The organism is Archangium gephyra, from assembly GCF_049060025.1.
Lineage (GTDB): Bacteria > Myxococcota > Myxococcia > Myxococcales > Myxococcaceae > Archangium > Archangium gephyra_A.
Map to the genome: position 1 here is coordinate 7,962,211 of NZ_JBMEQQ010000002.1, position 25,383 is coordinate 7,987,593.

Below are 25,383 nucleotides of genomic sequence, written 5' to 3' on the forward strand. Positions count from 1 at the left end.
GCCGTGTCATGGGGAGAGCATGCGTTTCCGTGTGGGCCCGAAAACTGGGGCTCGTACCATCAAAGCTGCGTATGTGGGAGCAGCTCCATGCAAGGCGGCAAGGAGATGGTCAGGGAAATGAGATGGATTTTTGTGATGACCGCTTTGGCAATGGCCTTCGTGGGGTGCGCTCACTCGCAACGGCCAGAGTCCCGGATCTATGTCGTTTCCGAGAGCACGGATGGAGTTGGCTCCGCACTCGGAAGTGGCGGTGCCGGAGGCCATGATTGCAACGACGAATTCAAACAATGCATGAAGAGGTGCTGGGACAAGCGCTATCCGTGGCCACACAACAAGCCACAGAGCGGCTGGTATCACGAGCGCTGTGAGCAGGATTGCAACAGGGCATTCAATGAGTGCGAGGACGAGAAGCAGAAAGAGGAGGCGGAGAAACAGAAGAAATTGAAATTCTCGCGCATGGACGAGGCGATTGACTGGATCAGGGGACACAAGGCCGAGGTGGCGATTGGAACTGTCGTCATCGTGGCTGGTGTTACCTTCGTTCTCGCGACGGGCGGTTCTGGTGCTCTGGTTCTGGCTCCTCTTGTTCTCTGATTAGGATGCGGAAGTGATATACAATAAAGACTTCGATGTTGACTCGGTCCTCGAACGCTTGCGGACCGTGAACGAAAAATACAAAGAGGGATCGCCAGAGGATGAGGCAATCCGAGTCGCCGCGGTGGCGCTGCTCTATGTCCGTGAGAGCCAGAGGCTGGACGACTATCGCGAATTCTTCCGGAAGTTCTATACGCCTGCAGCTGACTACATCGTTCCTTCTCACGTATTCGCGACGAGTGAGGAGGCGGACGAGTGGCTCGCCAGTGGAAAGGCCAACGAGGGTGACCTCGTCAAGATCGCTGGCGAGGGCTTCCGCGTGATTCCAACGCGGGATGCGAAGGGGTTGAGGTTCCGTCCCACCCCTCTTCCGGAAGAGTTGGATCGAATGAGTCCTCCCGATTCGGAGTAGGTGTCAGTGCATTTCACAACCTGCCGTACCTCCCAGAAGTGACTCGATGAATCCTGTGCTGCCTGCCGCCTTGAGAAGTGGTAGAGGGAGGGGCAGGAGGTGACCGCGCATGGCGGACAAGGCAACCTGGAAGGGTGGACGGCTGGGGGCATTCCACCTCGGCAGGCGGTACAAGGACATGGGGGCGGATCTGGGCCGTGTCTACGAGGCCCACGACGTTCACACGGGCGAGCCCGTCGTGGTGGTGATGCCGGGCCAGGGCGCTGACTGGGAGCCCACCGAGGCCTGGCAGGTTCGCGTTTCCTCCCACGTGGCGCCTCCCCATGTCGCACTGGCGGTGGAGCACGCGCCCTCCACGGGCAAGGTGCCGGAGTTGTCGGCCATGCTCGACCTGCTGACCTCCGCGGTGGAGCGTTTGGAAAAGAGGGACGAGGTGCGCACCCATCTGACGCGCGGACCGATCGGGCCGTGGCGCAGGTGGACCGGGCGCGCGCGCCGGCTGCTACGCTCCCGGTGGACGCTGGCCGCCGCAGGAGTCGCCATCGTGGCGGTGGCCGCGGCCTTCTGGTGGCGTCCTCCGGCCCCCGAGGGCGATGAACGGATGGCCCTCGCCGGGGATGCCGTGGCCCACACCACGCCTCCCGATATGAGTCTGGTCAACGGCAGCGATACCCTCCCGGACGCTATTGCCTTCCCCATGCCCGACAAGCCCTACTCCAACCAGGCGAAGCCGCCGTGCAAGCCCCGAAGGGGAGAGGTGGAGATCAACGGCGGCTGCTGGGTGGAACTGACGAAGCGTCCGCCTTGTGAGGACACCGTCGAGTACAAGGGCAAATGCTACGCGGTGGTGGGGGAGCGGTCCCCGCGTCCGCCGCAATCCATCCAGGAGTAGTCCGCCCGGCGCGAATGTCCTCTTGCGGTCTCCCTCCCCGCAGCGGTGTCCCCGCGTCATGGCGGGGCCTCATCCGCGATGCCCCGCAGAGATGCCTGGCAGCTCGACCGGGGTGACCTTCCGGCTGCGCGGTGCTCCAACTGGTCCAACAATCGGACCAGTTGCTCGAGTTCGTGCCCGGAAGCTGTCCCTCGCGTCGCTTCGTGACGATGTCCAAGAATCTGCCGGACACTCCCACTGGGATGAGCATCCCTGGCACTCTGCGGCCTGCCTGCGCATGCCGTGACTGGCCCTTGGGAGACACGAAGGGATGATGAGACGACTCGGACCCGCCGACTACCGCGACATGCCCTGGAAGAACGGGGGTGGGGTCACTCGCGAGCTGTTGAAGCTTCCCCATCCGTCCGACCCGGGCCGCTTCCTGGCGCGCCTGTCCGTCGCCACCGTCGGAGCGTCCGGGCCCTTCTCCGTGTTCCCGGGCGTAGACCGCACCCTGATGATCCTGGACGGCGCGGGGGTGGCGTTGACCCTCGGTGGCGAGCGGGAGGTGGTGCTCGACCGGCGCTGGCAGCCGTTCGCGTTTCCGGGTGAGGCAGAGATCCAATGCCGGTTGCTCGGCGGTCCGGTGCGGGACTTCAACCTCATGGTGGACCGGGCCCTGGCGCAGGGCTCGCTGGCGGTGGTTCTGCTGGCCCCGGGGGAAACACGTCCGCTCGCGGGCGCGAGGACCGTGTTGCTCCATGTCCTGGAGGGCGAGGTGTCGGTGGCCGGGACAGCGCTGGCCAGGGCGGAGACGCTCTGGCTGGAAGCCCCCGAGTCCCTGTCTCTCAAGAGCGACCAGGGGACCGTCGTGGCGGCCATCCACCTGCGCTCGCCCGCTCCATGAGCGGACCTGTCGCTCTCCAGCTCGCCTGCTCACGGTGTGGCTGGCGAGAGGGCGGAGCGTGCGTTAGAGCCGCCCTCCAGCATGTCTTCTCCGGCCGCCTCCGCTCCTTCCGTCTTCCGTCACCGTGACTTCCGCCTCTACCAACTGGCGCGCCTGTGCGCGGTGCTCGCCGTGCAGATCGAGTCGGTGGCCATCGGATGGCAGGTATACGAGATGACCGGCAGTGCCCTGGCCCTCGGCTACACGGGGCTGGCGCAGTTCCTGCCCTTCCTCGCCTTCAGCATCATTGGCGGCCAGGTGGCCGACCGCGTCGACCGGCGCGTCATTCTCGCGGTGTGCCAGGGCGTCATGCTGCTGTGCAGCCTGTTGCTGCTCACCTTCTCCCTGGGCCACATCCAGGACGTGCGGTTCGTCTACGGGGTGCTGGTGCTCTTCGGCACCGCGCGTGCCTTCTACGCGCCCGCGGGCTCCGCCATCACGCCCCACCTGGTGCCCCCCGAGGAGATCTCGCGCGCCATCGCCGTCAACTCCACCACCTGGCAGGTGGCCACCATCGCCGGTCCCGCCGTGGGTGGAGCCCTCTATGCATGGGCGGGCGCCACCGGCTCCTATCTCGGCTCGGCCGTCCTGTGCGCGCTCACCGTGGTGTGGATCCTCACCTTGAAGGTGAGGACGGGCCGCGCCTCCAGCGAGGCGTTCTCCGTCTCCACGCTCCTGGCGGGGTTCCGGTTCGTGCGCCGTCAGCGGATGCTGCTGGGCAGCATCACCCTGGACCTGTTCGCGGTGCTGCTGGGCGGAGCGGTGGCGCTGTTGCCCATCTACGCGCGCGACGTGCTGCACACCGGACCGTGGGGCCTGGGGGTGCTGCGCAGTGCACCGGCGGCGGGCGCGGCGCTCGTGGCCGTCATCCTCGCCGTGCGTCCCCTGGGAGGCCGGGCCGGGTGGAAGATGTTCGTCTCGGTGGCCATCTTCGGCGCGGCCACGCTCGTCTTCGGGGTGAGCCGCTCGCTGCCGCTGTCCGTGCTGGCGCTGGCGGTGGCGGGGGCCGCCGACATGGTGAGCGTGGTGGTGCGCAGCACGCTGGAGCTGGTGGCCACGCCGGATGAGATGCGGGGCCGCGTGGGCGCGGTGAACATGATGTGCGTGGGGGCCTCCAACGAGCTGGGTGAGTTCCGCGCCGGTGCCTTCGCCGAGCACGTGGGTGTGGTGCCCGCGGTGGTGGCGGGCGCGGTGGGGACGCTGGTGGTGGTGGGGCTCTGGGCCTGGGCCTTCCCCGAGCTGCGGCAGGTGGACCATCTGGAGGAGGCGGCCCGTCAGCCCCTGCCCGGGAACGCCGGGCCCGAGGCCGCCAGCACGACTTCATGAGCCCGCTCACGGGCGCTGGTAGGGTGGCGACGATGCCAGCAGCGGCCGGGGAGAGTACGGGCACATCGCCAGGCGTGGCCGGGCTCGCGGCGCGTCCGGAGTTTCGGGCCGCTTCGTGGCTCCCGGTGCTCATGCTGGTGCACCACTTCGGCCTGTGGGCGTGGACCGCCTTCCACCGGGGCTTTCCGCTGCTCCAGGGCCTGGAGCGCTGGGACTCGGCCCACTACACCACCCTGGTGACGCAGGGTTATGTCTCGCCGCTGTGGGCGTTCCTGCCGCTCTACCCCCTGACGGTGGGGCTCGTGCACACGCTCCTGGGGGGCACGGTGCCGCCGCAGGTGCTGGGCTGCGCGCTGTCCACGGCCTTCCTGCTGGCCTTCGTCTTCGGGGTGCGGCGCTGGGAGGCGTCGCGCGGCACGGCCACTCCGCTCGCGCCCCGCACGGTGTGGGGCTGGTTCTTCTTCCTCTTCAGCCCGGCCAGCTTCGCCCTGCACTCGCACCACACGGAGGCGCTGTTCCTGCTGCTGTCCTTCGGCGCGTTCGCCTCGGCCTGGTCGGGCCGGTTCTGGTGGACGGCGCTGTTCGCCGGGCTGTGCGTGTGGACGCGCAACCAGGGCGTGTTCGTGGCGGTGGCGGCGGCGCTCCTGCTGGCCGAGCGCGCGGACGCGGGGCGGAAGTTCATCCGCTTCGCGGGCCTGGGCGCCCTGTCGCTCGCGGCGTACGGAGGATTGATTGCCTTCGAGTGGCTCGCGTCCGGGGACCCGCTCGCGCACATTCATGCCCAGTCACAATGGGGCCACGCCGACTCCGCGTGGGGCGCGCTGCGCACCCTCTGGTACGGCAACCCCGGGCAGGTGCTCCGCGGGTGGTCGCTCCTGCGAGGCGTCTTCGTCGCCCTGCTGTTCGTGGCCTCGGTGGCGTTGTTCCGCCAGAGCCGGCCGCTCTTCGCCTACGGGGTGCTGTCGCTGGCCGTGATGCTCCCGCAGGGAGACTTCCACAACGCGTTCCGCTTCGGCGCGGTGCTCTTCCCCATGCTGTTCCGGCTGGGCGATTGGATCGCCGCACGCCCGGCCTGGCTGCGCTGGTCCGTGGCCCTCCTCACCCTGTGGCTCAACCACCGGGTGACGCACGGTTTCGTGATTGGCCTCTGGGCCTACTGACAAGGCGCTCGAATTGCGCTGACACGGCGAGGGGCGGCCCGGGTTGGCGTAGAGTCGCCCCGCCATGCCGCCCCGCGCCCCTCTCGTCCACATCCACGACCACGCCCTGCCCGACGCGGACTTCTCCCGCCTGTGGCGCAAGGTCCGCGCCCTGGGCACCGAGCGCCTTCGTCAGACCTACCAGACCACCTTCTGGTTCGAGCTTGGCGAGCCCACCAACGTCATCGAGCAGGTCATCCTCTCGCTGCGTCCGCGCGTGCCCCTGCGCCGGGGCCTCGCGGGGGTCGAGTGGTGGCTCTCGCGCATGCGCACCACCGACGTGCAGGTGGACTTCCACCAGGACCGCGATGAGAAGCTCGCCCTGCGCGGCGGCCCGCTCGTGCACCCCCGCTTCACCTCCCTGCTCTTCATGAACAGTGTCCGTGGTGGCGCGCTCGCGGTCACCAAGGCCCTGCCCTGCGAGGACAATCCTTCCCTCGCCCCCGACACGGATGCGTTCGACCTCGCCGCGCCCCGGCCCAACCGCTTCGTCTACTTCCGGGGGGACCTCACCCACGGCGTGCTGGATGCCGACAACCAGATTCCCACCGGGAAGCTGCCGGGCACCTCGCGCCTGCGGGTGACGCTGGTGATGAACTGGTGGAGCCGGCGCCCCACCGACATCCCCACCTTCTCCGAGTCGAAGGTGTACCGCTCCCTCGCGCTCCCCGCGCCCCGGCGGCCTACTTCCTCGGGTCCGAGGCGATGAAGAAGACCGTCGCCGCGCCCACCACCAGCGCCGCGCCGCCCGCGTAGACCCACGGGCTCTCGTACCAGGCCTTCCGCTGGATGACCGAGAGCTGCAGCGGCGCGAGCGGGTTAGCCGCCCGCGCCACCGTGTTGCCCTGGCTGTCGAGCGCCTCGAGGAAGTACCAGGCGGTGAAGGAGGCCGCGCGCGGGGGCACGGGCAGCTCGCCCTCGCACGTGTCGCCCTGGCACACCATGGGCGTGGCGCGGTAGGGGCCCCCGGGCACGGGGGCGTGGCGCAGGAGCACCTCGCTGGCCCGCGCCCTCGGGTCCTTCAGGCTGGCGCGCACCAACTGTGGCCGCCCCGCGTCCTCGCGCGGCAGCACCTCCAGCTTCGGCCGGGCGGCGAGCATCGCCCGCACCCGCTCCAGCAGGTCCTTCTGCTTCTGGGGCGCGTCGGGGGGCGGCCTCACCCAGGCGTCCAGCTCCAGGGCCTCGGTGGTGCGCTGCTCGGCGTTCACCGGGTCTTCCAGCAGCAGGTGGATGAAGCCGAGCTCCAGCAGGGCCTGGGCCCGCTCGGCCGAGGGCCGGTCCGGGTGGCCGAGGTAGCGCTGGTACTCGACGACGGCCTCTTCGTAGCGCAGGGCGCCGGCGAGCTCGCGGGCGCGGGCGAGGTCGGCCTGGGCCGCTCCGGGGGCCTGGGCGAGGACGAGGGACGAGGCGGCGGCGAGGACGGGAAATGTGAGCGAGAGCACCGTCCCCGAGCCTACCCGGGCCGCCGGGACTTGTCAGACCGGTGGGTTAGGAAAGCAGGCGTCGTCACCGCGGAGAGCCGGGTCCGGGCGGGTCTTGGGCCCGGCTCTCGCACTTTGTCTCCGTCTTTCTCTCAAAGACCGCTGGGCCCCAGCGCGCCCTCCAGCCCCTCGAAGGGCTTGGAGACGATGGCGTGCAGGACCATGTCCTCCAGCCGCAGCTCCAGCGGCAGCTCCAACGGGTTGCCGATGCCCGCCTCCGTCACCGTGTTGCTGACGATGATCCAGATGCGCGGCTTGCCGATGGCGTTGCGCAGCGTGGGCGAGTTGACGTTCACCGGCGTGCGGGTGCTGGGCGGGAAGTCCTTCTGGGGCAGCAGCTCCTCGGCGGTGGCGTAGTAGGGGGGCGGGTTGTTGTCGCCGTAGATGATGGGCTTGTCCGGCGTGGCGGTGCCCACGAGGGACAGGCGCGCGGAGGACTTCAGCGTGAACGCCTTGGAGGGGTTGAACACGGTGAGGTCGGCGGTGATCTCCTTCACCTCGACGGCGAGGTTCTGCGTCTCCTCGGGCATGTCCACGGCGACCTCGACGTAGACGGGGCGGAGCGCCGAGGTGACGGGGATGGCGACCGTCTGGGGCGGCGTGTCCACGGCCAGCTCGGCGGAGCACGCGGTGAGCAGCAACGGGCAGAGCAGGGAGAGGAGGGAGCGTCTCATCGGAAGGTCCAGGACAGATCGAAGGCGGGGAGGATGGGGAGGCGGCCCTCGTTGACGGGCAGCAGGGGCTCGGTCACGTCCACGTAGGCGGCCCCGAGGGAGAAGCCGAAGTTGTCTCCGGCGTAGCGGAGGCCGGCGGCGCCGCGCAGGGGGGTGGTGCCCTCCTGGAAGCTGACGCCGAGGCTCACCCACCACGGACCAGTTGCCCGCGAAGTTGTACACCAGGGCGCCGGTGGCCGTGGTGATGGCCGTCTGGTAGCGCCAGTGGCGCACCTCGCCCTGCACCAGCACCGGGCCGAGCTGCAGGCCATAGAGCGCGTAGGCGCTGGGCCCCTCGAAGTTGATTTCGAACTTCTTCACCGCCGGCTGCTGCGTGGCGACGAAGTCCGAGAGCACCTGGTTGCCGAGGAACTTGGTGTAGCGCGCGCCGACGACGAAGCGGTGGGGACCGGCCTCCAGCGCCCAGCGCAGGCCCAGATTGGGGGCGAGCGCCGCGTCGGCGAGGACGGAGGTGTCCAGCGCGAAGCCGAACGCCAGCGGCAGTGCGGCGCGCTGCAGACCGATGACGGGCTTCTTGATGGCGGCGGCCTCATCGGAGGCGAGGAGCCGCGCGTTGCCGGCGTGGTTGAAGGCATGGGCCTCGGCGGACCCGAGAAGGGTGCCGAGTGCCCCGAGGACGAGCCCGGCCGCGACGGTGCGGCCCAGACGGGGAAAGGTGTATCGAGATATCAACCCACTCGCTCCTGGAGAGAAGGGGAGGGCGCTGGTGTACCTCGCCCGCGCCCTTCCTGTCACACACCCGGGGTGTAGTGTCGCGCACCCGGTGGCTCTCGCCGGGGAGGCAGGCGGCCCGGGCCCGACGAATCCTTGCGAAGGGGCTCGGCGGGGGCGTATGCGGAAGAGGGATGAGCTGCCACGACACGGAGCACGCGCGGGTACTGGAGCTGCTCAAGCGCCATGGGTGGAACGCCACGTCCTTCCAGGTGCTGGAGCCGGGGTACTCGTACTGGTTCGACGGCGACGACGCGTGCGTGGCGTACGTGGACACGGGCGGGGCGTGGGTGGTGGCTGGTGCCCCCATCGCCCCGCACGAGCGGCTGGCCGAGGTGGCCGGGCGTTTCGAGGCGCACGCGGCCCGCTCGGGCCGGCGCCTGTGCTTCTTCGCCACCGAGCAGCGCATGCTGGACGCGGCCCCGCTGAAGGGACTGGCCATCGGCGAGCAGCCGGTGTGGGACCCGAGGCGTTGGGAGCAAGGGGTGGGGGAGAGCCGGAGCCTGCGCGAGCAGTTGCGCCGGGCGAGGGCCAAGGGCGTGCGGGTGCGCGAGGTGGCTGCCTCCGAGCTGAAGGAGGAGGCGAGCCCGGTGCGGGCGGGGGTGGACCGGCTGATGGAGCGCTGGTTGCTGTCGCGGCGGATGGCGCCCATGGGCTTCCTGGTGCAGCTCTCCCCGTACGCCTGGGCCGAGGAGCGGCGCTCCTTCGTGGCAGAGCGGGACGGGGAGGTGGTGGCCTTCCTGTCGGCGGTGCCGGTGTACGCGCGCAATGGCTGGCTGGTGCAACACCTGTTGCGCGGCGGGAAGGCGCCCAACGGCACCGCGGAGCTGCTGGTGGACGCGGTGATGCGGGCGGCGGCGGCCGAGGGGCAGAGCTACCTGACGCTGGGGCTCGCGCCGCTGGCGGGGGAGGTGGCCGGGTGGCTGCGCGCGGCGCGGGTGGTGGGCATGCCCCTCTATGACTTCGAGGGGCTGCGGGCTTTCAAGGCCCGGCTGCGCCCGCACGCGTGGGACCGCATCCACCTGGCCTGGCCCGAGCGGCCCGGGGTGCAACTGCCGCTGTACGACGTGCTGACGGCCTTCGCCCGGGGGAGCCTCGCGCGCTTCGGCGTGGCCACGCTCCTGCGCCAGCCCCGGACGCTCGTGTGGCTGCTCGCCGTCTTGCTGGTGCCCTGGACGGTGCTGCTCGCGTTGCCGGCCAATGCCCACCGCTTCCCCTCGCCGCTCGTGCAGTGGGGGTGGGTGCTCTTCGACGTGGGGCTGACGGCGGGGCTCTTCTCCCTCGCGCGCCGCTGGCGCTCCGGGCTCGCCACGCTGCTGGCCTCGCTCATCACCGGCGACGCCTGCCTCACCCTCCTGGAGGCGCTCCTCTACAACCTCCCGCGCGCGCGAGGGCCCGGCGATTGGCTCGTCATGGGGGTGGCCGTGCTCGCCCCGGCCATGGCGGCGGTGCTGCTCTTCTGGGCACGCCGGCACCCGGCGCTCGAGCCCTCCTGAGCGGGTGTCCCGCGCGGAGGGGCGGCGTCAGTCCTCGGGAGGCACGGCCGTGGGCGCGGCGGCGAGGAACACCTCCCGGCCCTGGACGCGCTCCACGCGGTGGAAGTGCACCATGTAGTCCCGGCGAGCGGGCGAGCCCTGCCCCAGCTCGAAGTGGGTGTCCCCGACGTTCGACACCGTCCCGAGTTTCCGCCCGTCCCTGTCCTTCACCGTCATGCCCTCGTGGATGTCGCCGGGGTCAATCATCTTGGTCCTCTGTCCTCATGTGCCCGTGGGGCCCTTGAGATGAACACTCCGGGCGGCCTTGGCCAGCGGGACTCGCTTCCTCCCGCGGGGAGGGGGAGGCGCTCACGTTCCCGCAAGGGGAGGGCACGGGCGGCCAGCGTGCCGGGCCACGCCCCAGGGGCCTCCCCTACCTTCTCCTCCGAGGGCTCATGACGCACGGGGGAGACGCGCATGGCGGAGGCCCAGGCCCAGAGGTTGGCTTCACTCAAGATTGACCGCACGGCCCAACCCCGGCGGAAGCTGCTGCGCCGGTGGCCCCTCTGGGTGGGGCTGGCGGTGGTGCTCGCCCTGGTGGTGGGGCTGGCGGTGGTGGGCCGGGCTCCCAGCGTGCGCGTGGCCGAGGTCCGCGAGGCCCGTCCCGGAGAGCAGCAGACCGAGCTGTCCGCGGCCGGCTACGTGTCCTCGCGCCGCCGCTCCATCATCGCGCCGCAGGTGCCGGGGCGGTTGGTGGAGGTGGCGGTGGAGGAGGGCGATGCGGTGGAGAAGGGGCAGGTGCTCGCCCGCCTGGATGACCGGGATGCGAGGGTAGCGGCCGCCCGGGTGCGTGCGGAGCTTCCAGGCGGCCCGCCAACGGCTCATCGCCGCGAGGGCCACGGCGACGCGGGCGCGAAGCGATCTGGGGCGTGCGGAGCGGCTGGCGGGAGCCGACGTCATCACCCGGGCGAGCCTGGAGGAGGCGCAGGCGCTCGCGAGTGCCTCGTCCGCCGAGGAGCAGGCGGCGAGTGCCCAGCTCGTGGCGGCCCAGGAGGCGGCGCGGGCGGCGGAGCTGCAACTGTCGCACACCGTGGTGCGGGCGCCCTTCGCGGGCACGGTGGTGCGCAAGCTGGCGGACGAGGGAGCGGTGCTCGCGCCCGCCGCGCTCGAGCAGGAGAACGTCGGCGGCATCGTCGAGCTGGTGGACCTGGGGGCGCTCGAGGTGGAGGCGGAGGTGAGCGAGGAGCAGCTCCCGCGCATCGAGCTGGGGCAGCCGGCGCTCGTCTTCCTCGACGCGTACCCGGAGCAGGCCTTCGTCGCGAAGGTGCGCTCGGTGCGTCCGGCCATCGACCGCTCCAAGGCGACGGCGGACGTGAACGTGGAGTTCGAGGAGATTCCCCCGGGCGTGCTGCCGGACATGGGGGCGCGGGTGGCCTTCCTGAAGGAGGAGGTGCCGGAGGAGGCGCTCACGAAGAAGGACGCGGCACTGCGGGTGCCGGCCTCGGCGGTGGTGCGGAACGGGGGGCAGAGCGTGGTGTGGGTGGTGCAGGACGGGAAGGTGCGGCGCCAGCCGGTGCAGGTGGCGGAGAAGGTGGGGGACGAGGTGGCGCTGGCACAGGGGCCGGAGCCGGGGACGCAGGTGGTGGTGTCGCCGAATGGCTCGCTGCGCCCGGGACGCAAGGTGAAGGTGCGGACGGAGGGCGGATGAGCACCGGGCCCGTGCAAGAGGCGAAGTCCCCCCTCATCCGGCTGCGGGGGGTCTCCAAGGCGTACCAGCGCGGCGACATCGTCGTACCCGTGCTGGAGAACGTGGACCTGGACATCGAGGCGGGGGCCTTCGAGGCCTTCATGGGCCCCTCGGGCTCGGGCAAGTCCACGCTGCTCAACCTCATCTCGGGGCTGGACCGGCCCACCACGGGGGTGGTGGAGGTGGGCGGGCAGGACCTGGCGCGCATGAGCGACAAGGCGCTGTCCGACTGGCGCGCGGGGCACGTGGGCTTCGTCTTCCAGCTCTACAACCTGCTGCCGGTGCTCACGGCGGCGGAGAACGTGGAGCTGCCGCTGCTGCTCACGCCGCTGTCCCGCTCCGAGCGCCGCGAGCACGTGGCAGCCGCGCTGGAGGTGGTGGGCCTGGGGCACCGCATGGGCCACCGGCCGCCGCAGATGTCCGGAGGCGAGCAGCAGCGGGTGGCGATTGCGCGGGCCATCGTCACGGATCCGGACCTGCTCATCGCGGACGAGCCCACGGGAGACCTGGACCGCAAGTCGGCCGAGCAGGTGTTGGACCTCTTCGAGGTGCTGCACCACCAGCTCCACAAGACGCTCGTGATGGTGACGCATGATCCGCACGCCGCCGAGCGCGCGGACCTGGTGCGGCACCTGGAGAAGGGGCTGCTGCAATGACGTTCGGGCGGCTCGTGTGGAAGGACCTGTTGCGCAACCCGCTGCGGCTGGCGCTCACGGTGCTGGCGGGGGCGGTGGGGGTGATGGCCTTCATCTTCCTGCGCACGGTGGTGGACCTCTTCTACATGAGCGCGGAGTCGGCTCAGGCGGACCGGCTCTTCACGCGCGCCAAGGCCTCCATCACGGCGGACCTGCCGCTGTCCTACCTGCCGCGCATCTCCACGGTGCCGGGGGTGGACGACATCACCTTCTACGGCTTCTTCGGCGGGCGGTACGGCGAGTCCCAGCGAGACTTCTTCGGCTCGGCCTTCGTGGATCCGCCGTCCTTCATGAGCGTCTTCGACGAGCTGGTGGTGCCGCCGCGGCAGGTGGCGGCCTTCCAAGCGGACCCCTGTGGGGCGCTCATCGGCAAGGACCTGGCGAAGCGCTACGGGTGGAAGGCGGGGGACCGGGTGACGCTCAAGGGCACCATCTACCCGGGCGAGTGGACCTTCAACGTGCGGGGCATCTACGACGTGCGGACGGGCTCGCTGGACACGGCCTCGCTCTTCTTTCCCTTCCGCTGCCTCAACGAGAAGCTGCCGGACGACCGCAAGGACCGGGTGGGGGCCTTCATGATTCGCGTGGAGGACCCGTCACGCTCGGCGGCGGTGGCCTCGGCGGTGGACGCCATGTTCGCCAACAGCCCCTACCCGACGCGCACGGAGAGCGAGCGCGCGGCGACGCTGGGCTTCATCTCCATGCTGTCGGCCATCATCACCGCGGTGCAGGTGGTGGCCACCGTCATCCTGCTCATCATCCTGCTCGTCATCGGCAACACGCTGGCCATGAGCGTGCGCGAGCGCACGAGGGACTTGTCCACGCTGCGGGCCATGGGCTTCAAGAGCGGGCGGGTGGTGATGCTCGTGCTCTTCGAGTCCCTGGCGATTGGCCTGGCCTCGGGGGGGCTGGGGGTGCTCATCGCGCCGGTGCTCATCCGGAGCTTCATCGCGGTGGTGGGCTCGCAGCTCGGCGTGCCGGCGGACTTCATGCGGGAGAGCACGCTGGTGCTCGGGGCGCTGGCGGCGTTGGGGGTGGCGCTGCTGGCCGGAGCCATCCCCGCGGTGCGCGCGGTGCGGATTCCCGTGGCCGAGGGGCTGAGGAAGGTGGCCTGAGCGATGATTCCCCTCTACTACAACACGCGCAGCCTCTGGGCCCGGCGGCTGTCCACGGGGCTCACCGTGCTGGGCCTGGGGCTCGTCGTCTTCGTCTTCTCCGCGGTGCTGATGCTGGCCAACGGGATTGAATCCGCGCTCTCCTCGGGGGGAGACCCGCGCAACGTCATCCTTCTGGCCAAGGGCGCCACCAGCGAGCTGATGAGCAACGTGGAGCGCGACGCCCTGCGCGCCCTGGGCAGCGCCCCGCAGGTGGCCTCCTCGGCCGAGGGCAACCCGCTGGTGGCCGGCGAGCTGGTGGTGCCGGTGCTGCTGCCGCGAGGGGATGGCCAGGAGTCGAACATCAACGCGCGGGGCATCGGTCCGGAGAGCTTCGCCATCCGGCCCACGGTGCGGCTCATCGCCGGACGGGAGCCCCGGACGGGCACCAACGAGATCGCGCTGGGCGAGGCGCTGGTGGGCCGCTCTCCGGGGGCGCACCTGGGCGGGGAGCTGGCGTTCGCCGAGGAGCGCTGGCCGGTGGTGGGCGTGTTCACCGCCGAGGGCGGGGCCTACGAGTCCGAGCTGTGGGTGGACGTCAACCGGCTGGGGGCGGCGTTCGACAGGCCGGGGCTGAGCGCCGTGGTGGTGCGCACGGGCTCGGAGCAGGCGCGCGATGCGTTCATCCAAGGAGTGGAGGGGGATCCACGCTTCACGCTCGAGGCGAAGTCGGAGCCCGAGTACTGGGCGGAGCAGGCGACGTGGCTGGCCACCTTCATCCGGGTGCTCGGGCTGTTCGTGTCCTTCATCTTCAGCGTGGGGGCGGTGCTGGGGGCGATGATCACCATGTACGCGCAGGTGGCGGCGCGCATCGGCGAGCTGGGGATGCTGAGGGCGGTGGGCTACCGGCGCCGGAGCGTGCTGGCGAGCATCCTCATCGAGTCCGCGGTGCTGGGGGCGGCCGGAGGCGTACTGGGGGCACTGGGGGCGCTGGCCACGCGGTGGATGGAGATCCGGACGCTCAACTTCCAGACGTTCGCCGAGGTGCGCTTCGGCTTCACCCCGACGCCGGGCATCGTGGTGGCGGCGATCGTCTTCGGGACGCTGATGGGGACCCTGGGCGGACTGCTGCCCGCCCTGCGCGCCTCACGGCTGTCGATTCTCGACGCCTTGAGAGCGTGACCGGGCGGGGCCACGGCTCACCGGCACGGGCGTGAAGAGATCGATGTTTGTCGTATCCCCCCGTTGCCCGGACCGGTTGCTCCCCCAGGACCACACCGTGCCATCCTTTAGTAACGCCAGTGAGTGGTGCATGCCGGCCGAGAGAGCGGCCACACTGCTCAATCCGCTCAGAAGCACGGGGGTGGTGCGCTGGGTGGTGGTCCCGTCGCCCAGTTGCCCGGACTTGTTGCTTCCCCAGGCCCATGCCGTGCCGTCATTTCGCGCCGCCAATGAATGGAAGTGGCCGGCCGAGACCGAGGCCACGCCACTCAACCCACCTACCTGCACGGGGGTGGTGCGCTGGGTGGTGGTCCCGTCGCCCAGTTGCCCGGAGCCGTTGTTTCCCCAGGCCCACACCGCGCCATCATCTAGCACTGCCAATGAATGGAAGTAGCCGGCCGAGACCGAGGCCACGCCACTCAGCCCACTCACCTGCACGGGCGTGGAGCGGTTGGTGGTCGTCCCATCCCCCAGTTGCCCGGAATCGTTGTTCCCCCAGGCCCACACCGTGCCATCGTCTCGCAGCGCCAGCGAGTGGTGCATGCCGGCCGAGATTGCGACCACGCCGCTCAACCCACTCACCTGCACGGGCATGGAGCGCTCGGTGGTCGTCCCCTCTCCCAGTTGCCCGGACCGGTTGTATCCCCAGGCCCACACCGTGCCGTCATTTCGCACCGCCAGGGAGTGGTAGTAGCCGGCCGAGACCGCGCCCACGTCGCTCAGGGTGCTCACCTGCACGGGCGAGGAACGGTTGGTGCTCGACCCATTCCCCAGTTGCTTGGCCCTGTTGCTTCCCCAGGCCCACACCGTGCCGTCATTTCGCACCGCCAGCGAGTGCCCACCACCCGCCGAGACCGCGGTCATGCCGCGCAAGGCGCTCACCTGCACGGGCGCGGAACTTTGGATGGTCGACCCATCTCCCAGTTGTCCGTAGGTATTGCTCCCCCAGGCCCACACCGTTCCGTCGGGCCGCACGCTCAGGGAGTGCTGGTCACCCGCCTCGTGGATGATGCAGGAGGGGGCGAAGACAGCGAAGTTCATCGAGGTGGAGAGTCCCTGCGAGTTGCTCACCGTCGCCTTCACGGCCGGCGTGAGCCCCTCGGGAACACAGCTGCGAGCCTTCCATCTGACCTCGCTCGTGGTCGCGGTACTCGCCGGCGTCTCCAACGTGCCGGTGTTGGCTTCCCAGGAAAAGCGAAGCGCCCTGTCGTGTGCATCCCGCGCCTCGATGCGCAGGGTCTGGATTCCCTGGCGCGGGCTGGAGGGCTCCGGCCGGGTGGCCTTCACGATCTCCGGTGCGCGCAGGACTTCCTTCTCGCTCGCGGCAGGCTGTTGCGGCTCGGGTTCCTGCTTCGCGGCGGGGGGCGGTGCCGGCTTCGGGTTCACCTGCTCGCGCACGGTCTCGAGCAACTGCTCCACTTTGGGGGCCACCTGCACGGGCAGCTTCGCATCGGGCTTCAGGTAGAGGGCCGCCTTGAATGCGGCGCGGGCCTTGTCGTTCTTGCCCATTTCCGCGAGGACGATTCCCTCGTAGAGGGCGAGAGCGACGTCGTCCTCGATGCCACGTGTCAGGCGTTTGGCGCTGGCGATCTGCTCCAGCGCTCGCTCGTAATCGAGGCTCTCGTAGAGGCGGCTGATGGAGGAGAGATAGGTCCTCACCTCCGCGGAGTTCTGGGCGCGTGCCACCCACGGGAGGAGGAGGGAGAAGGCCATGAGACCCATCGCCACTCTGGCGGACCAAGGGCTCGTGGAACGCATGGGAGTCCCTCGCAGGACGCAGGGCGTCCCCGGGTGAAAGGAGTCCGATAGGTTCATGATTCCAGGCGGAATATCACGGAATGACATTCCCCCCGTCATTCCGGCCCGGGCTGGGGGGCGAGCTCGCAACCCGTGTGACGAGGGCATCCCGCGACCCAACCCGGGGCCCGAGATACCCTCACCCCGTCCCTCTCCCGGAGGGAGAGGGGATATGGGGGACCCGCTCAGCCCGGCTGGCAGACCTGGCGGAGGATGTCGAGCGACTCGAGCGCCTTGCCCGCGCCCATCACGACGGCGGACAGCGGATCCTCGGCGAGGAACACCGGCAGGCCCGTCTCCTCGCGCAGCAGCGTGTCGAGGTTCTTCAGCAGCGCGCCACCACCGGCCAGCACGATGCCGCGGTCGGCGATGTCACCGGCCAGCTCCGGCGGCGTGCGCTCCAGCGTCAGCTTCACCGCCTCGACGATGCCGTTGACCGGCTCGCTCAGCGCGTCACGCACCTCGTCGCTGCTCACCGTGAGCGTGCGCGGCACACCGGCCACCAGGTCGCGACCCTTGATCTCCATGGTCATGACCTCCTCGGTGGGGTACGCCGTGCCGATGCCCATCTTGATGAGCTCGGCCGTGCGCTCGCCGATGAGCAGGTTGTACTTGCGCTTGACGTACTGGATGATCGCCTCGTCCAGCTTGTCGCCGCCGATGCGCACGCTCTTGGCGAACACGATGCCGGCGAGGCTGATGACCGCGACGTCGGAGGTACCACCTCCAATGTCGACAATCATGTTGCCGCTGGGCTCGGTGACGGGCAGGCCGGCGCCGATGGCCGCGGCCATGGGCTGCTCGATGAGGTAGACCTCCCGGGCACCGGCGTTGGCGGCGGCCTCGCGCACCGCGCGGCGCTCCACCTCGGTGATGCCCGAGGGGATGCCGATGACGATGCGCGGGCTGACGAGCGACTTGCGGTTGTGCGCCGTCTGGATGAAGTAGCGGAGCATCGCCGCGGTGATCTCGAAGTCGGCGATGACGCCGTCCTTCATGGGGCGGATGGCCACGATGTTGCCCGGCGTGCGGCCGAGCATCTCCTTGGCCTCCTTGCCCACGGCGAGCACCTTCTTGCCGCCGCGCGCGTCCTGTTGGACGGCCACCACGGAGGGCTCGTTGGAGACGATGCCCTGTCCGCGGATGTAGATGAGCGTGTTGGCCGTGCCCAGGTCGATGGCGAGGTCACGCGAGAAGAGAGTGTGGAGCCAGTCGAACATACGGGGGCGGAAACTTTCAAAGGTGCGGCGTCATTTCCCAACACCGACAGTGAGTGCGCGGCAACCTACTACGCAGGGCCACCCGCAGGAAGAAAAGCCAACTGTCAAGTGCAGGGCCCGGCCGGAGAGCGTCCGGCCCACGGGGCCCCCTGTTCTTCCCCCCATCCCCCATTCCTCCCTCTGAGAGATGGTCCGGGATGAGGGGTTTTCCCCACGAGCGGGCAGGTTCCGGCTCTCCCTTCAATGGACCGGGTGAAGCTCGCTCTCCCCGGCCAGGAGGTAGGTGTCCGCCGCTTCCCCGGCTTCCTGCTCGGTGGAGACAGGGGCCAGGTGCCGGGGCTCGGCCACGCTGCCGTTCTCCACGGCGTGGCGGTATTCGGGCGTCTGGCGCAGGGCCTCGCTGGTGACCTTCAGGAAGGCCTCGCGCACGGGCTCGAAGAGCAGGGCGGCGGCGTACCAGAAGGGGGCGTAGTCCAGGCGGATGAGCCCCTTCACGCTCCAGCCCTTGTTCTCGTAGTCCCAGGGGCAGCGGCCGAGCGCCTTGCGCAGCAGCCAGCCCGTGGTGAACTCGGCGCCGAAGATGACGGCGGTGTAGGCCAGGGCGCGCACGGGTCGCGGCAGGAAGCGCAGCCGGTCATGGAGGAACTCCATCCCCAGCGCGGTGGCTCCGTAGATGGGGTGCATCCACAGGTACGTCTTCGCCGTCCCGTGTGTGTCCCGCTCCACCACCGCCGCGCTCATGCCGGTGAAGCACACTTCCATCACCCAACCAGCACACCCATACAGGAGGAATCGCGGTAGCACGCCCCGAAGCTAGGAACCGGCCTCCCGAAGGGCACCTGGGAAGCAGGGGAGCGGGGAAGCGCCCGGCGGAGGGTTGGGGGGACCCCGGGGGGAGGGACGGCGGGTGTCGGCCGCCGGACAGCCCGGGGGGCGTCAGCGCTTGAGGGAGTACTTGCCGATGGCGTAGAGCGCGCGGACGCCATCCTTCCAGCCGATCTTCTTGCCTTCCTCGTAGGTGCGCCCGTGGTAGCTGATGGGGACCTCGAAGACGCGCCAGCCGCCGCGGGCCACCTTGGCGGTGATCTCGGGCTCGATGCCGAAACGGTCCTCCTCGATGTTCACCGAGCGGATGACCTCGGCCCGGAAGGCCTTGTAGCAGGTCTCCATGTCGGTGAGGTTCAGGTTGCTCGTCATGTTGGAGAGCATGGTGAGCAGCTGGTTCATCACCGAGTGCCAGTAGTAGAGGACGCGGCGGGGCGTGCCGGTGAAGCGGCTGCCGAAGACGACGTCCGCGTCGCCGTCGATGATGGGCTGGATGACGCGGGGGATTTCACGCGGGTCGTACTCGAGATCCGCGTCCTGGACGATGACGATGTCCCCGGTGGACTCGGAGAAGCCGCGGCGCAGGGCGGCGCCCTTGCCCTGGTTCCTCTCCTGGAAGAGGACACGCAGCTCGTTGCGGTTCTTCGGGTTGCCGCCGACGGCGGACAGCCCCTCGGTGGCCAGACGCTGGAGCAGCTCGCGGCTTCCGTCGCGGGAGCAGTCGTCCACGATGACGAGCTCCTTGGGGAAGTCCACCGCGGTCACGCGGCGGAGGATTTCGGCGAGGGTAGAGATCTCGTTGTAGACAGGGATGACGACCGAGACGAGCATGGCAGAGCGGGCTCTATCCGATTTCCGCCCCTCGCGCGACTCTTCGGTAGGGGGGCGGCGCCAGGTCCCCGGCCTGGGGTATTCGCGCCATGGCTCCCGTCCGGCCGGATGGCCATGATGGTGGGAGGTCAGCCGGGCTTTCCGCGAGAGGTGGGACATGGGGTTCACACTAAGCGTGCGTAACTACCGCGGCCTCCGCCGTGTGGATTGGAGCCCTTCGGGGGTCTGCGCCCTCGTGGGGCCGAACGGGAGCGGGAAGACGACGCTGATCGACGTGCTTCAACTGCTACAGGACACCTCCAAAAATGGCTTTACGAAGGCGATTGCCGGGCATGGCGGGGCATATGGCCTGCGTCACTTCGGGGCTCAGAAGGACGAGCCGATCTCATTCAAACTCAGTGTCGAGGGTGCCAGTTGGGAGTTCAGTCCTGAGCTTTCCCTGGGTCCAGGTGGCGCGCGCCTTCCCCTTTACGAGCGCGTCATTGATGGGGATGCGATCGCTTATGAATACGGAGGGGCTGAGGCCGATGCGGCTATTGTTGAACAGGTCGGCTTACGCGATCTGATCTACTATGCGGGTCTTAATGCGGACTCAGAGGATGCGGTCTCCGAGCCGGTTCGGCGGCTTGTGGAGATCCTCTCTTCCTACCGCCATCACCATCACTACGCCCTCGCGAACCTCCGCCGGGAGGGCTCGCTCCTCGGTGGGGATCTCGGGCTGAGCGATGACGGACGGAATCTCTTCGCGGTCTTGATGAACTGGCGCAACCGGCGTGACCATCGGGAGCGCTGGGCTTTCGTGTCCGACACCCTGCGCGATTGCTACCCGGAGCTGTTTGAGGATTTCTCTTTCCCGATCGCGGCCAACATCGTGTCGTGTGAAGTCCACATGCCGAATGGCCACAAGCTGACTCCCGCCCTGCTGCCAGACGGGTTCCTCGTCGCGTTGATCCACCTCTGTGCCGTCGCGTCGTCGACGCGCGGAGGTGTGCTCGCCATCGACGAGCCCGAGAATGCGCTGCACCCCTACTCCATCCGCTGCTTGATGGATGCCTTCCGCGAGTGGTCGGATACGCATGACGTAACGATGCTTCTGGCCACGCACTCGCCTGTCATCCTCGACACGTTCAAGGAGTTGCCGGAGAAGGTGTTCGTGATGGAGCCAGCAAGAGAGGTGCTGCCCGTGCCACTTGACCAAATCAGGAAGCGGAGCTGGCTGGCTCACTTCTCGCTGGGAGACCTCTACGAGCACCTCAAGTACGGCGCTCCTGCGGGAGCGGATGAGGCGTGAGCGCGCACGTCGGGCTCATCGTCACGGGGAAGTGCGAGCAGAAGGGCCTGTGTGACTCGCTCACGCGTGTCTTCCCCGAGGCCCGGTTCGAACTGCTCGATCGGGTCGAATCGTTCACGAGTGCCGATGTCCGGGAGCTTCCCGAGGCAGCCGTTCCGGGTACGACGCTCGACAAGTTCGCGGCGAGTCTCGTGGCCGCGGTCGAGGAGGAGCCGCCCGACCTCGTGGTGGCGCTCGATGACCTCGAGCTGGTCAACGCACCTCATCCCGAGCAGGTGGCGGGGAGGGTGCGCGACGCGGTTCACGCACATCTCGCCCGGCACGCGTGGACGTCGGAGGCCACACGCGAGAAGGTCACCCGGCGCGTCCGGGAGCGGTGTTCGTTCCACCTGCTCGCGCCGATGGTCGAGGCCTACTTCTTCGCCGAGCCAGGGGCGCTCGTGCGCGCGGGGGCGAGCCGGCCTTCCCGTGTCGACGCGGCGGCAATCGACCTGGAGGCGTTCGCCACGGACGACTCCGAGTACCTGGGTCATCCGCTCGTTCCGCACAAGCAGAGTCCGAAGCAGAAGTCCTGGGCCATTCCCCTGCCCGAGCGGTCCCGGCACCCGAAGCACTACCTGCGCTTCCTCTGCGACCCGGCGAACCCCTACACGGACCGTTACGTCGAGACAAAGGGCGGTGCCGAGGCCCTGCGCGGGCTGGACTGGTCCCGTGTCTTCGCGCACAGCGAGCGTGTCCGTCTCGCCCGCTCGCTGTTCGAGGACATCGCCCACGGGCTCGGAGTGCCCCACCCTTTTCCAGGGCAGGGGCATCCGGCGACGTCGGACTTCAAGAGCGCGCGTGTCCTGCGCAACCTCTGAGGCGTGTCACTCCGCCCAGGTGAGCACTTCCACCATGCGCACGAAGCGCCGGTCCGAGCTGACGGCGGCCACCACGAAGCCGGCCGATTCGCCCGGGCCACCCCGGCCCATGGAGCGCCAGCTCGAGACGTAGAGCCGCTGGCTGTTGCCCGAAATCTGGTTGATGTACGCCGCCGCGCCATTCACCTCGGCCGTGCTCGGCGTGCCGTAGGCCGTGCGCGCACTCAGCTTGGTGATGAGCTCGGCCTGGGTGATGGGCTCGAAGAAGTACCCGTAGTCGTAAGAGCTGCCGAAGGTCCACCCGTACGTATCCGTCAGCGTCACCTGATTGGCCACGCCCTGGTTGTAGGGGATGTAACCCTCCTTGATGCGCGAGGCGTTGGCGAGCGCTCCGCTCGCGCCATACAGCTGGGCCGGCGTGCCCGACACCGCGTTCATCCCCAGCGGTGCCGCGTAGGTCGCCGCGTCGTTCAGCTCGTGGAAGAGGGTGAGGTACAGCTTCGCGTCAGCCGCCAGGCCCGTCAGGAAGGTGCTGCTGCCCACCTTGGTGGACAGATGGGCGCGCTCCGTGGCGTCCACCCAGGAGTCCCGGTCGAAGGCGTCGAGCGCCCCCACCATCTCCGCGCGGGTGACCGTCGCGCCGCTGGGGCTGGTGCTGGTGCGCGCGGTCGCCATCCTCGAATCGAAGAGGGCGATGTTCTCGGCGCTGCCCGCCAGGGCGGCCGGAGCGGCCAGCAGCACCAGGCCACCGAGGAGGGACTTGAGAGAGGAGCTGGACTTCATGGGGGGATGCCTCGCGAAGAAGGCCGGGGGGCGGCCATGGGGGGACTTCGTCGAGACTCCTACTATCTTCCGGGAAGTCAGTTCCAGTGGAAAAATCCTGTTTCACGGGTTTCGCCGATTCGTGACCCGGGCTTCAAACGGCCCGGCGCAGGGCCTCCAGGAGGGCGTCGAGGTCCGCGTCGGTGGTGAGCGGATTGATGACGGTGGTGCGCAGCCACACGCGGCCGCCGAGCGTCGTCTGCACCAGGTAGAAGTCGCCGCGGGTGACGAGCGACTCGCGCAGGCGCACCTGGAGCGCGTCGAGCCTCCGAGGCGGGGAGGCCCCGGGGGGTGTGGCGGAAGCAGACGATGTTGCAGTCGGGAGGGACGGCCAGCTCGAAGTCGCCGGAGGACTGGAGGCGCTCGGCGAAGCGGCGGGACAGGTCGAAGGTGTCGGTGACGGAGTCCGCGAAGAGCCTGGTGCCCAGGGTGCTCAGGCAGGCGTACAGCTTGAGGGCCATCATCTCCTTGGTGCACTCGAGGGTGCGCAGCGCCACGTCGCTCCAGCGCCGCGTGTCCTGGCCGGTGAAGAGGTAGGAGGCCTCCTGGGCGAAGGCCTCGAAGGAGCGGTGACCCTCGCGGAAGAGCACGGCGGTGATGAGCGCCGGCATCATCATCATCTTGTGCGCGTCCCACACCACCGAGTCGGCGCGCTCAATCCCCTTCACCTGGTGGCGGTAGCGGGGGCTGAGCGCGGCCGAGGCGCCATGGGCCCCATCCACGTGGAACCAGAGGCCGTGCTTCGCGCAGAAGTCGGCCACGGCCTCGAGCGGGTCGAAGGCGCCGGTGGCGGTGGAGCCGGCGCTGGCCACCACGGCGATGGGACGGCGGCCGGCCCGCCGCGCGGCGGCGAGGGTCTCCTCGAGGGCCTCGGGGCGCAGCCGGTAGCGGGCGTCCACGGGGACGGGGGTGATGCCCTCGGCGCCCCAGCCCATCATCCGCACGGAGCGGGCGACACAGTAGTGGGTGGACTCGGGGACGAGCACCGTGAGGGGAGGCCCGGCGGTGGGGCCCCCGTTCCACGCGTCGTAACCGGCCTTGGCCTGGCGCGCGGCGAGCAGCGCGGTGAGGTTGCCGGCGGAGCCGCCCGAGGTGAGCACGCCACCGGCGCCCTCGGGCAGGCCGAGCACCCCGGCCAGCCAGCGCACCACGTTGTGCTCCATGGCGGTGGAGATGGGCCCCATCTCGTAGACGGCCATGCCGTTGTTGAGGAGCGAGGAGACGAGGTCGCACAGGGCGGCCAGCGGCAGGGGCGCGGACACCTGATGGCCCACGTAATGCGGGTGGTGCAGGTGGTGCGAGCCGTCGATGACGCGGGCGAGCAGGGCGGAGGCGTCACCCGTGGGCTCCTCGGGGAAGTCCGCGGGGAAACGCTCGACGTGGGTGGCGGGCGGGGCCCAGGGCAGCACGGGGCCCTCGCGGCGGGTGGTGCGGGCGAGGTGGTCGGCGAGCTGGTCCACCAGTTGGTGCCCGAGGCGGCGGAAGTGCTCGGGGTCATAGGCGGCGGCGAGGTTCGGGCGGTGGGGAGCCATGCACGGCTGCATGCCGCCCGCCCACCGCGGCGTCAATCACATCCGGTGGGGAGCGGACAGGAGGGCGGGTGTCCTGCTTGCACGCTCCTCGTGGCCCGTTATTTCAATGGCTACACCCCAGGGAGGCGCGGCTCTCGCGCCCCAGGCCCAGGAGGCCCGCCATGGCGTCCCGCATCACCATCACGTTCTGTAATGCTTGAGGCTACAGGCCTCGGGCCGCCCGTGCGGCGGCCGCGCTGAAGAAGGAGCTGAACCTGGACGCGGAGTTGAAGGTGGGCCCCTCCGGCAGCTTCATCGTGGAAGTGGATGGAACCCCCGTGGTGAAGAAGGAGTCGTTCGCCTTCCCCACCGAGCAGCAGATCGTCGAGGCGGTCTCCAAGGTGGTGGGCGGGCCCTCTCCAGCGAGCCCATGACTCTCAGGCAGGCGGCCGGGGGCTCGACACCCGGCGCCGTGCTCCCCGGTGGCCGGGCCTCACCTTGAGCGAGTGGAGGTGAGGCCATGGCCGTGGCGTGGTTGGAGTCCCCTTTCAAGCGGAAGTCCATCCAGCACTGGATGAAGGTGGTGGACCTGGACGGGAAGGTGCTGGGGCGGGTGGACTGCGTGGGGGAGACGGTGCTGTTCGTGCGCCGACGCTTCTCGCGCAAGCTGTGGGCGGTGCCCCTGGCGCGGGTGGAGCGGGTGACGGGCAAGGGCGTGCACCTGGCGGGGCGGGCGCGCGAGGTGCTGGAGCCCGAGGCGGGCCGGAAGCGCCTGGAGCTCGTCACGGCCACCTACCCGTTGGCGGAGCCCCCGAACACGAAGCTGGAAGCGGCGCTGCACGCGCACGCATGAGGATGATGCGCCCGGTGGCGTTTCATGCTTGAAGGAGCGGCCATGTCCTCCACAGAGAACCTGTCGCAGCGGGTGTCCGCGGCCTTCGCGGACAGGGCGAAGCTGAAGGAAGCGGAGTACGTCGCGGCGGTGCGCGAGACGCTGGCGCTGCTGGACGCGGGGGAGGTGCGGGTGGCGGAGAAGGGGCCCGAGGGCTGGAAGGTGAATGCCTGGGTGAAGGAGGCCATCCTCCTGTTCTTCGGCATCTCGGAGATGAAGGTGATGGAGGTGGGGCCCTTCGAGTTCTTCGACAAGATTCCGTTGAAGAAGGGGCTGGAGGCGGCCGGGGTGCGGGTGGTGCCGCCGGGCGCGGTGCGCTACGGGGCCTTCGTGGAGCGCGGGGCGGTGGTGATGCCCGGCTACGTGAACATCGGGGCGCGGGTGGGGGCGGGGACGATGGTGGACACGTGGGCCACGGTGGGGAGCTGCGCGCAGGTGGGCCGCGACGTGCACCTGTCGGGGGGCGTGGGACTGGGCGGGGTGCTCGAGCCGCCCACGGCCTCGCCGGTCATCATCGAGGACCGGGCCTTCATCGGCAGCCGCTGCATCGTGGTGGAGGGCGTGGTGGTGGAGGAGGAGGCGGTGCTGGGCGCCAACGTGGTGCTGACGGCCTCCACGCCCATCATCGACGTCACCGGCCCGGAGGAGAAGGTCTACAAGGGCCGGGTGCCGGCGCGCAGCGTGGTGATTCCGGGCATGAAGGAGAAGCAGTTCCCGGCCGGGCGCTACATGACGCCGTGCGCGCTCATCATCGGGCAGCGCAAGGAGAGCACCGACAAGAAGACGAGCCTCAACGCGGCGCTGCGCGACTTCGCCGTGTCGGTGTAG

At 69.5% G+C, this 25,383-nt stretch carries 24 protein-coding genes and 3 pseudogenes; 18 read left to right on the forward strand and 9 right to left on the reverse strand.

Features of this window, described 5'->3' with window-relative positions; genetic code table 11:
- Positions 1-87: 87 nt before the first annotated feature.
- The 7 genes from ACN28I_RS34920 (at position 88) to ACN28I_RS34950 (ending at position 6,057) form a co-directional block, all read left to right on the forward strand.
- Positions 88-594, forward strand: coding sequence for a hypothetical protein (locus ACN28I_RS34920; RefSeq protein WP_420946231.1), 507 nt, complete (start codon positions 88-90; stop codon positions 592-594).
- Between the two features lie 13 nt (positions 595-607).
- Positions 608-1,006, forward strand: a complete 399-nt coding sequence (locus ACN28I_RS34925) for a hypothetical protein (protein ID WP_420946232.1) — start codon at positions 608-610, stop codon at positions 1,004-1,006.
- Positions 1,007-1,115: 109 nt separating this feature from the next.
- Entirely contained in the window at positions 1,116-1,898 is a 783-nt protein-coding gene (locus ACN28I_RS34930) for a hypothetical protein (protein WP_420946233.1), read from the forward strand.
- Between the two features lie 310 nt (positions 1,899-2,208).
- On the forward strand, positions 2,209-2,784 hold the full coding sequence (locus ACN28I_RS34935) for a HutD family protein (RefSeq protein ID WP_420946234.1): 576 nt from the start codon (positions 2,209-2,211) through the stop codon (positions 2,782-2,784).
- Positions 2,785-2,865: 81 nt separating this feature from the next.
- Complete coding sequence (locus ACN28I_RS34940; RefSeq protein WP_420946235.1) at positions 2,866-4,149, forward strand: MFS transporter; 1,284 nt, start codon at positions 2,866-2,868, stop codon at positions 4,147-4,149.
- 131 nt (positions 4,150-4,280) lie between these two features.
- Positions 4,281-5,309 (forward strand): mannosyltransferase family protein, encoded by a 1,029-nt coding sequence (locus ACN28I_RS34945; RefSeq protein ID WP_420948776.1) that lies wholly within the window; start codon positions 4,281-4,283, stop codon positions 5,307-5,309.
- A gap of 64 nt (positions 5,310-5,373) precedes the next feature.
- On the forward strand, positions 5,374-6,057 hold the full coding sequence (locus ACN28I_RS34950; protein WP_420946236.1) for a hypothetical protein: 684 nt from the start codon (positions 5,374-5,376) through the stop codon (positions 6,055-6,057).
- Here the strand turns inward: ACN28I_RS34950 and ACN28I_RS34955 are convergent.
- Both ACN28I_RS34955 and ACN28I_RS34960 read right to left on the reverse strand, forming a co-directional pair.
- Positions 6,032-6,790 carry a hypothetical protein gene (locus ACN28I_RS34955; RefSeq protein WP_420946237.1) on the reverse strand — a complete coding sequence of 253 codons (759 nt, stop codon included), beginning with the start codon at positions 6,788-6,790 and terminating at the stop codon, positions 6,032-6,034. The two genes, ACN28I_RS34950 and ACN28I_RS34955, sit on opposite strands and share 26 nt — an antisense overlap.
- A gap of 131 nt (positions 6,791-6,921) precedes the next feature.
- On the reverse strand, positions 6,922-8,235 hold the full coding sequence (locus tag ACN28I_RS34960) for a hypothetical protein (RefSeq protein ID WP_420946238.1): 1,314 nt from the start codon (positions 8,233-8,235) through the stop codon (positions 6,922-6,924).
- A 173-nt stretch (positions 8,236-8,408) separates the two neighbouring features.
- Here ACN28I_RS34960 and ACN28I_RS34965 point away from each other — a divergent pair, with 173 nt between their 5' ends.
- On the forward strand, positions 8,409-9,770 hold the full coding sequence (locus ACN28I_RS34965) for a phosphatidylglycerol lysyltransferase domain-containing protein (protein WP_420946239.1): 1,362 nt from the start codon (positions 8,409-8,411) through the stop codon (positions 9,768-9,770).
- Between the two features lie 27 nt (positions 9,771-9,797).
- On the opposite strand, the gene ACN28I_RS34970 is transcribed toward ACN28I_RS34965, so the two are convergent.
- A complete protein-coding gene (locus ACN28I_RS34970) occupies positions 9,798-10,016 on the reverse strand; it encodes a DUF2171 domain-containing protein (protein WP_420946240.1) in 219 nt (72 codons plus the stop codon).
- A 210-nt stretch (positions 10,017-10,226) separates the two neighbouring features.
- On the opposite strand from ACN28I_RS34970, the pseudogene ACN28I_RS34975 reads away from it, so the two are divergent.
- From ACN28I_RS34975 to ACN28I_RS34995, 5 genes and pseudogenes are all read left to right on the forward strand, one after another.
- Positions 10,227-10,550, forward strand: a pseudogene (locus tag ACN28I_RS34975) (biotin/lipoyl-binding protein); the annotation flags it as partial.
- Between the two features lie 49 nt (positions 10,551-10,599).
- The gene (locus ACN28I_RS34980; RefSeq protein WP_420946241.1) at positions 10,600-11,457 is read left to right on the forward strand and encodes an efflux RND transporter periplasmic adaptor subunit; all 858 of its coding nucleotides are present in this window, start codon (positions 10,600-10,602) and stop codon (positions 11,455-11,457) included.
- On the forward strand, positions 11,454-12,152 hold the full coding sequence (locus tag ACN28I_RS34985) for an ABC transporter ATP-binding protein (protein WP_420948777.1): 699 nt from the start codon (positions 11,454-11,456) through the stop codon (positions 12,150-12,152). The genes ACN28I_RS34980 and ACN28I_RS34985 overlap by 4 nt, the downstream gene beginning before the upstream one ends.
- Positions 12,149-13,306, forward strand: a complete 1,158-nt coding sequence (locus tag ACN28I_RS34990) for an ABC transporter permease (RefSeq protein ID WP_420946242.1) — start codon at positions 12,149-12,151, stop codon at positions 13,304-13,306. The genes ACN28I_RS34985 and ACN28I_RS34990 overlap by 4 nt, the downstream gene beginning before the upstream one ends.
- Before the next feature lie 3 nt (positions 13,307-13,309).
- Complete coding sequence (locus ACN28I_RS34995) at positions 13,310-14,467, forward strand: ABC transporter permease (protein ID WP_420946243.1); 1,158 nt, start codon at positions 13,310-13,312, stop codon at positions 14,465-14,467.
- Here ACN28I_RS34995 and ACN28I_RS35000 read toward each other — a convergent pair.
- From ACN28I_RS35000 to ACN28I_RS35015, 4 genes are all read right to left on the reverse strand, one after another.
- Positions 14,432-16,219, reverse strand: coding sequence for a hypothetical protein (locus tag ACN28I_RS35000; RefSeq protein WP_420946244.1), 1,788 nt, complete (start codon positions 16,217-16,219; stop codon positions 14,432-14,434). The genes ACN28I_RS34995 and ACN28I_RS35000 overlap by 36 nt on opposite strands.
- Positions 16,220-16,488: 269 nt before the next feature.
- Entirely contained in the window at positions 16,489-17,523 is a 1,035-nt protein-coding gene (locus ACN28I_RS35005; RefSeq protein WP_043412497.1) for a rod shape-determining protein, read from the reverse strand.
- Positions 17,524-17,763: 240 nt separating this feature from the next.
- On the reverse strand, positions 17,764-18,327 hold the full coding sequence (locus ACN28I_RS35010) for a putative ABC transporter permease (RefSeq protein ID WP_420946245.1): 564 nt from the start codon (positions 18,325-18,327) through the stop codon (positions 17,764-17,766).
- Positions 18,328-18,459: 132 nt separating this feature from the next.
- On the reverse strand, positions 18,460-19,179 hold the full coding sequence (locus ACN28I_RS35015; RefSeq protein ID WP_420946246.1) for a glycosyltransferase family 2 protein: 720 nt from the start codon (positions 19,177-19,179) through the stop codon (positions 18,460-18,462).
- Positions 19,180-19,354: 175 nt separating this feature from the next.
- Between ACN28I_RS35015 and ACN28I_RS35020 the strand changes: the two genes are divergently transcribed.
- Together ACN28I_RS35020 and ACN28I_RS35025 are read left to right on the forward strand one after the other, a co-directional pair.
- Positions 19,355-20,470 carry an AAA family ATPase gene (locus tag ACN28I_RS35020; RefSeq protein WP_420946247.1) on the forward strand — a complete coding sequence of 372 codons (1,116 nt, stop codon included), beginning with the start codon at positions 19,355-19,357 and terminating at the stop codon, positions 20,468-20,470.
- Positions 20,467-21,330, forward strand: coding sequence for a hypothetical protein (locus tag ACN28I_RS35025; RefSeq protein WP_420946248.1), 864 nt, complete (start codon positions 20,467-20,469; stop codon positions 21,328-21,330). Before ACN28I_RS35020 ends, ACN28I_RS35025 begins: the two co-directional genes overlap by 4 nt.
- A 6-nt stretch (positions 21,331-21,336) precedes the next feature.
- Here the strand turns inward: ACN28I_RS35025 and ACN28I_RS35030 are convergent, their stop codons facing one another.
- Together ACN28I_RS35030 and ACN28I_RS35035 are read right to left on the reverse strand one after the other, a co-directional pair.
- Positions 21,337-22,113 carry a hypothetical protein gene (locus ACN28I_RS35030; RefSeq protein WP_420946249.1) on the reverse strand — a complete coding sequence of 259 codons (777 nt, stop codon included), beginning with the start codon at positions 22,111-22,113 and terminating at the stop codon, positions 21,337-21,339.
- A gap of 133 nt (positions 22,114-22,246) precedes the next feature.
- A pseudogene (locus ACN28I_RS35035) lies at positions 22,247-23,684 on the reverse strand (pyridoxal phosphate-dependent decarboxylase family protein).
- A 212-nt stretch (positions 23,685-23,896) separates the two neighbouring features.
- Here ACN28I_RS35035 and ACN28I_RS35040 point away from each other — a divergent pair.
- The 3 genes and pseudogenes from ACN28I_RS35040 to ACN28I_RS35050 all read left to right on the forward strand — a co-directional run.
- Positions 23,897-24,097: pseudogene (locus ACN28I_RS35040) on the forward strand (selenocysteine-containing); the annotation flags it as partial.
- 86 nt (positions 24,098-24,183) lie between these two features.
- A complete protein-coding gene (locus ACN28I_RS35045) occupies positions 24,184-24,516 on the forward strand; it encodes a DUF2171 domain-containing protein (RefSeq protein ID WP_420946250.1) in 333 nt (110 codons plus the stop codon).
- Between the two features lie 42 nt (positions 24,517-24,558).
- Complete coding sequence (locus ACN28I_RS35050) at positions 24,559-25,383, forward strand: 2,3,4,5-tetrahydropyridine-2,6-dicarboxylate N-succinyltransferase (protein ID WP_420946251.1); 825 nt, start codon at positions 24,559-24,561, stop codon at positions 25,381-25,383.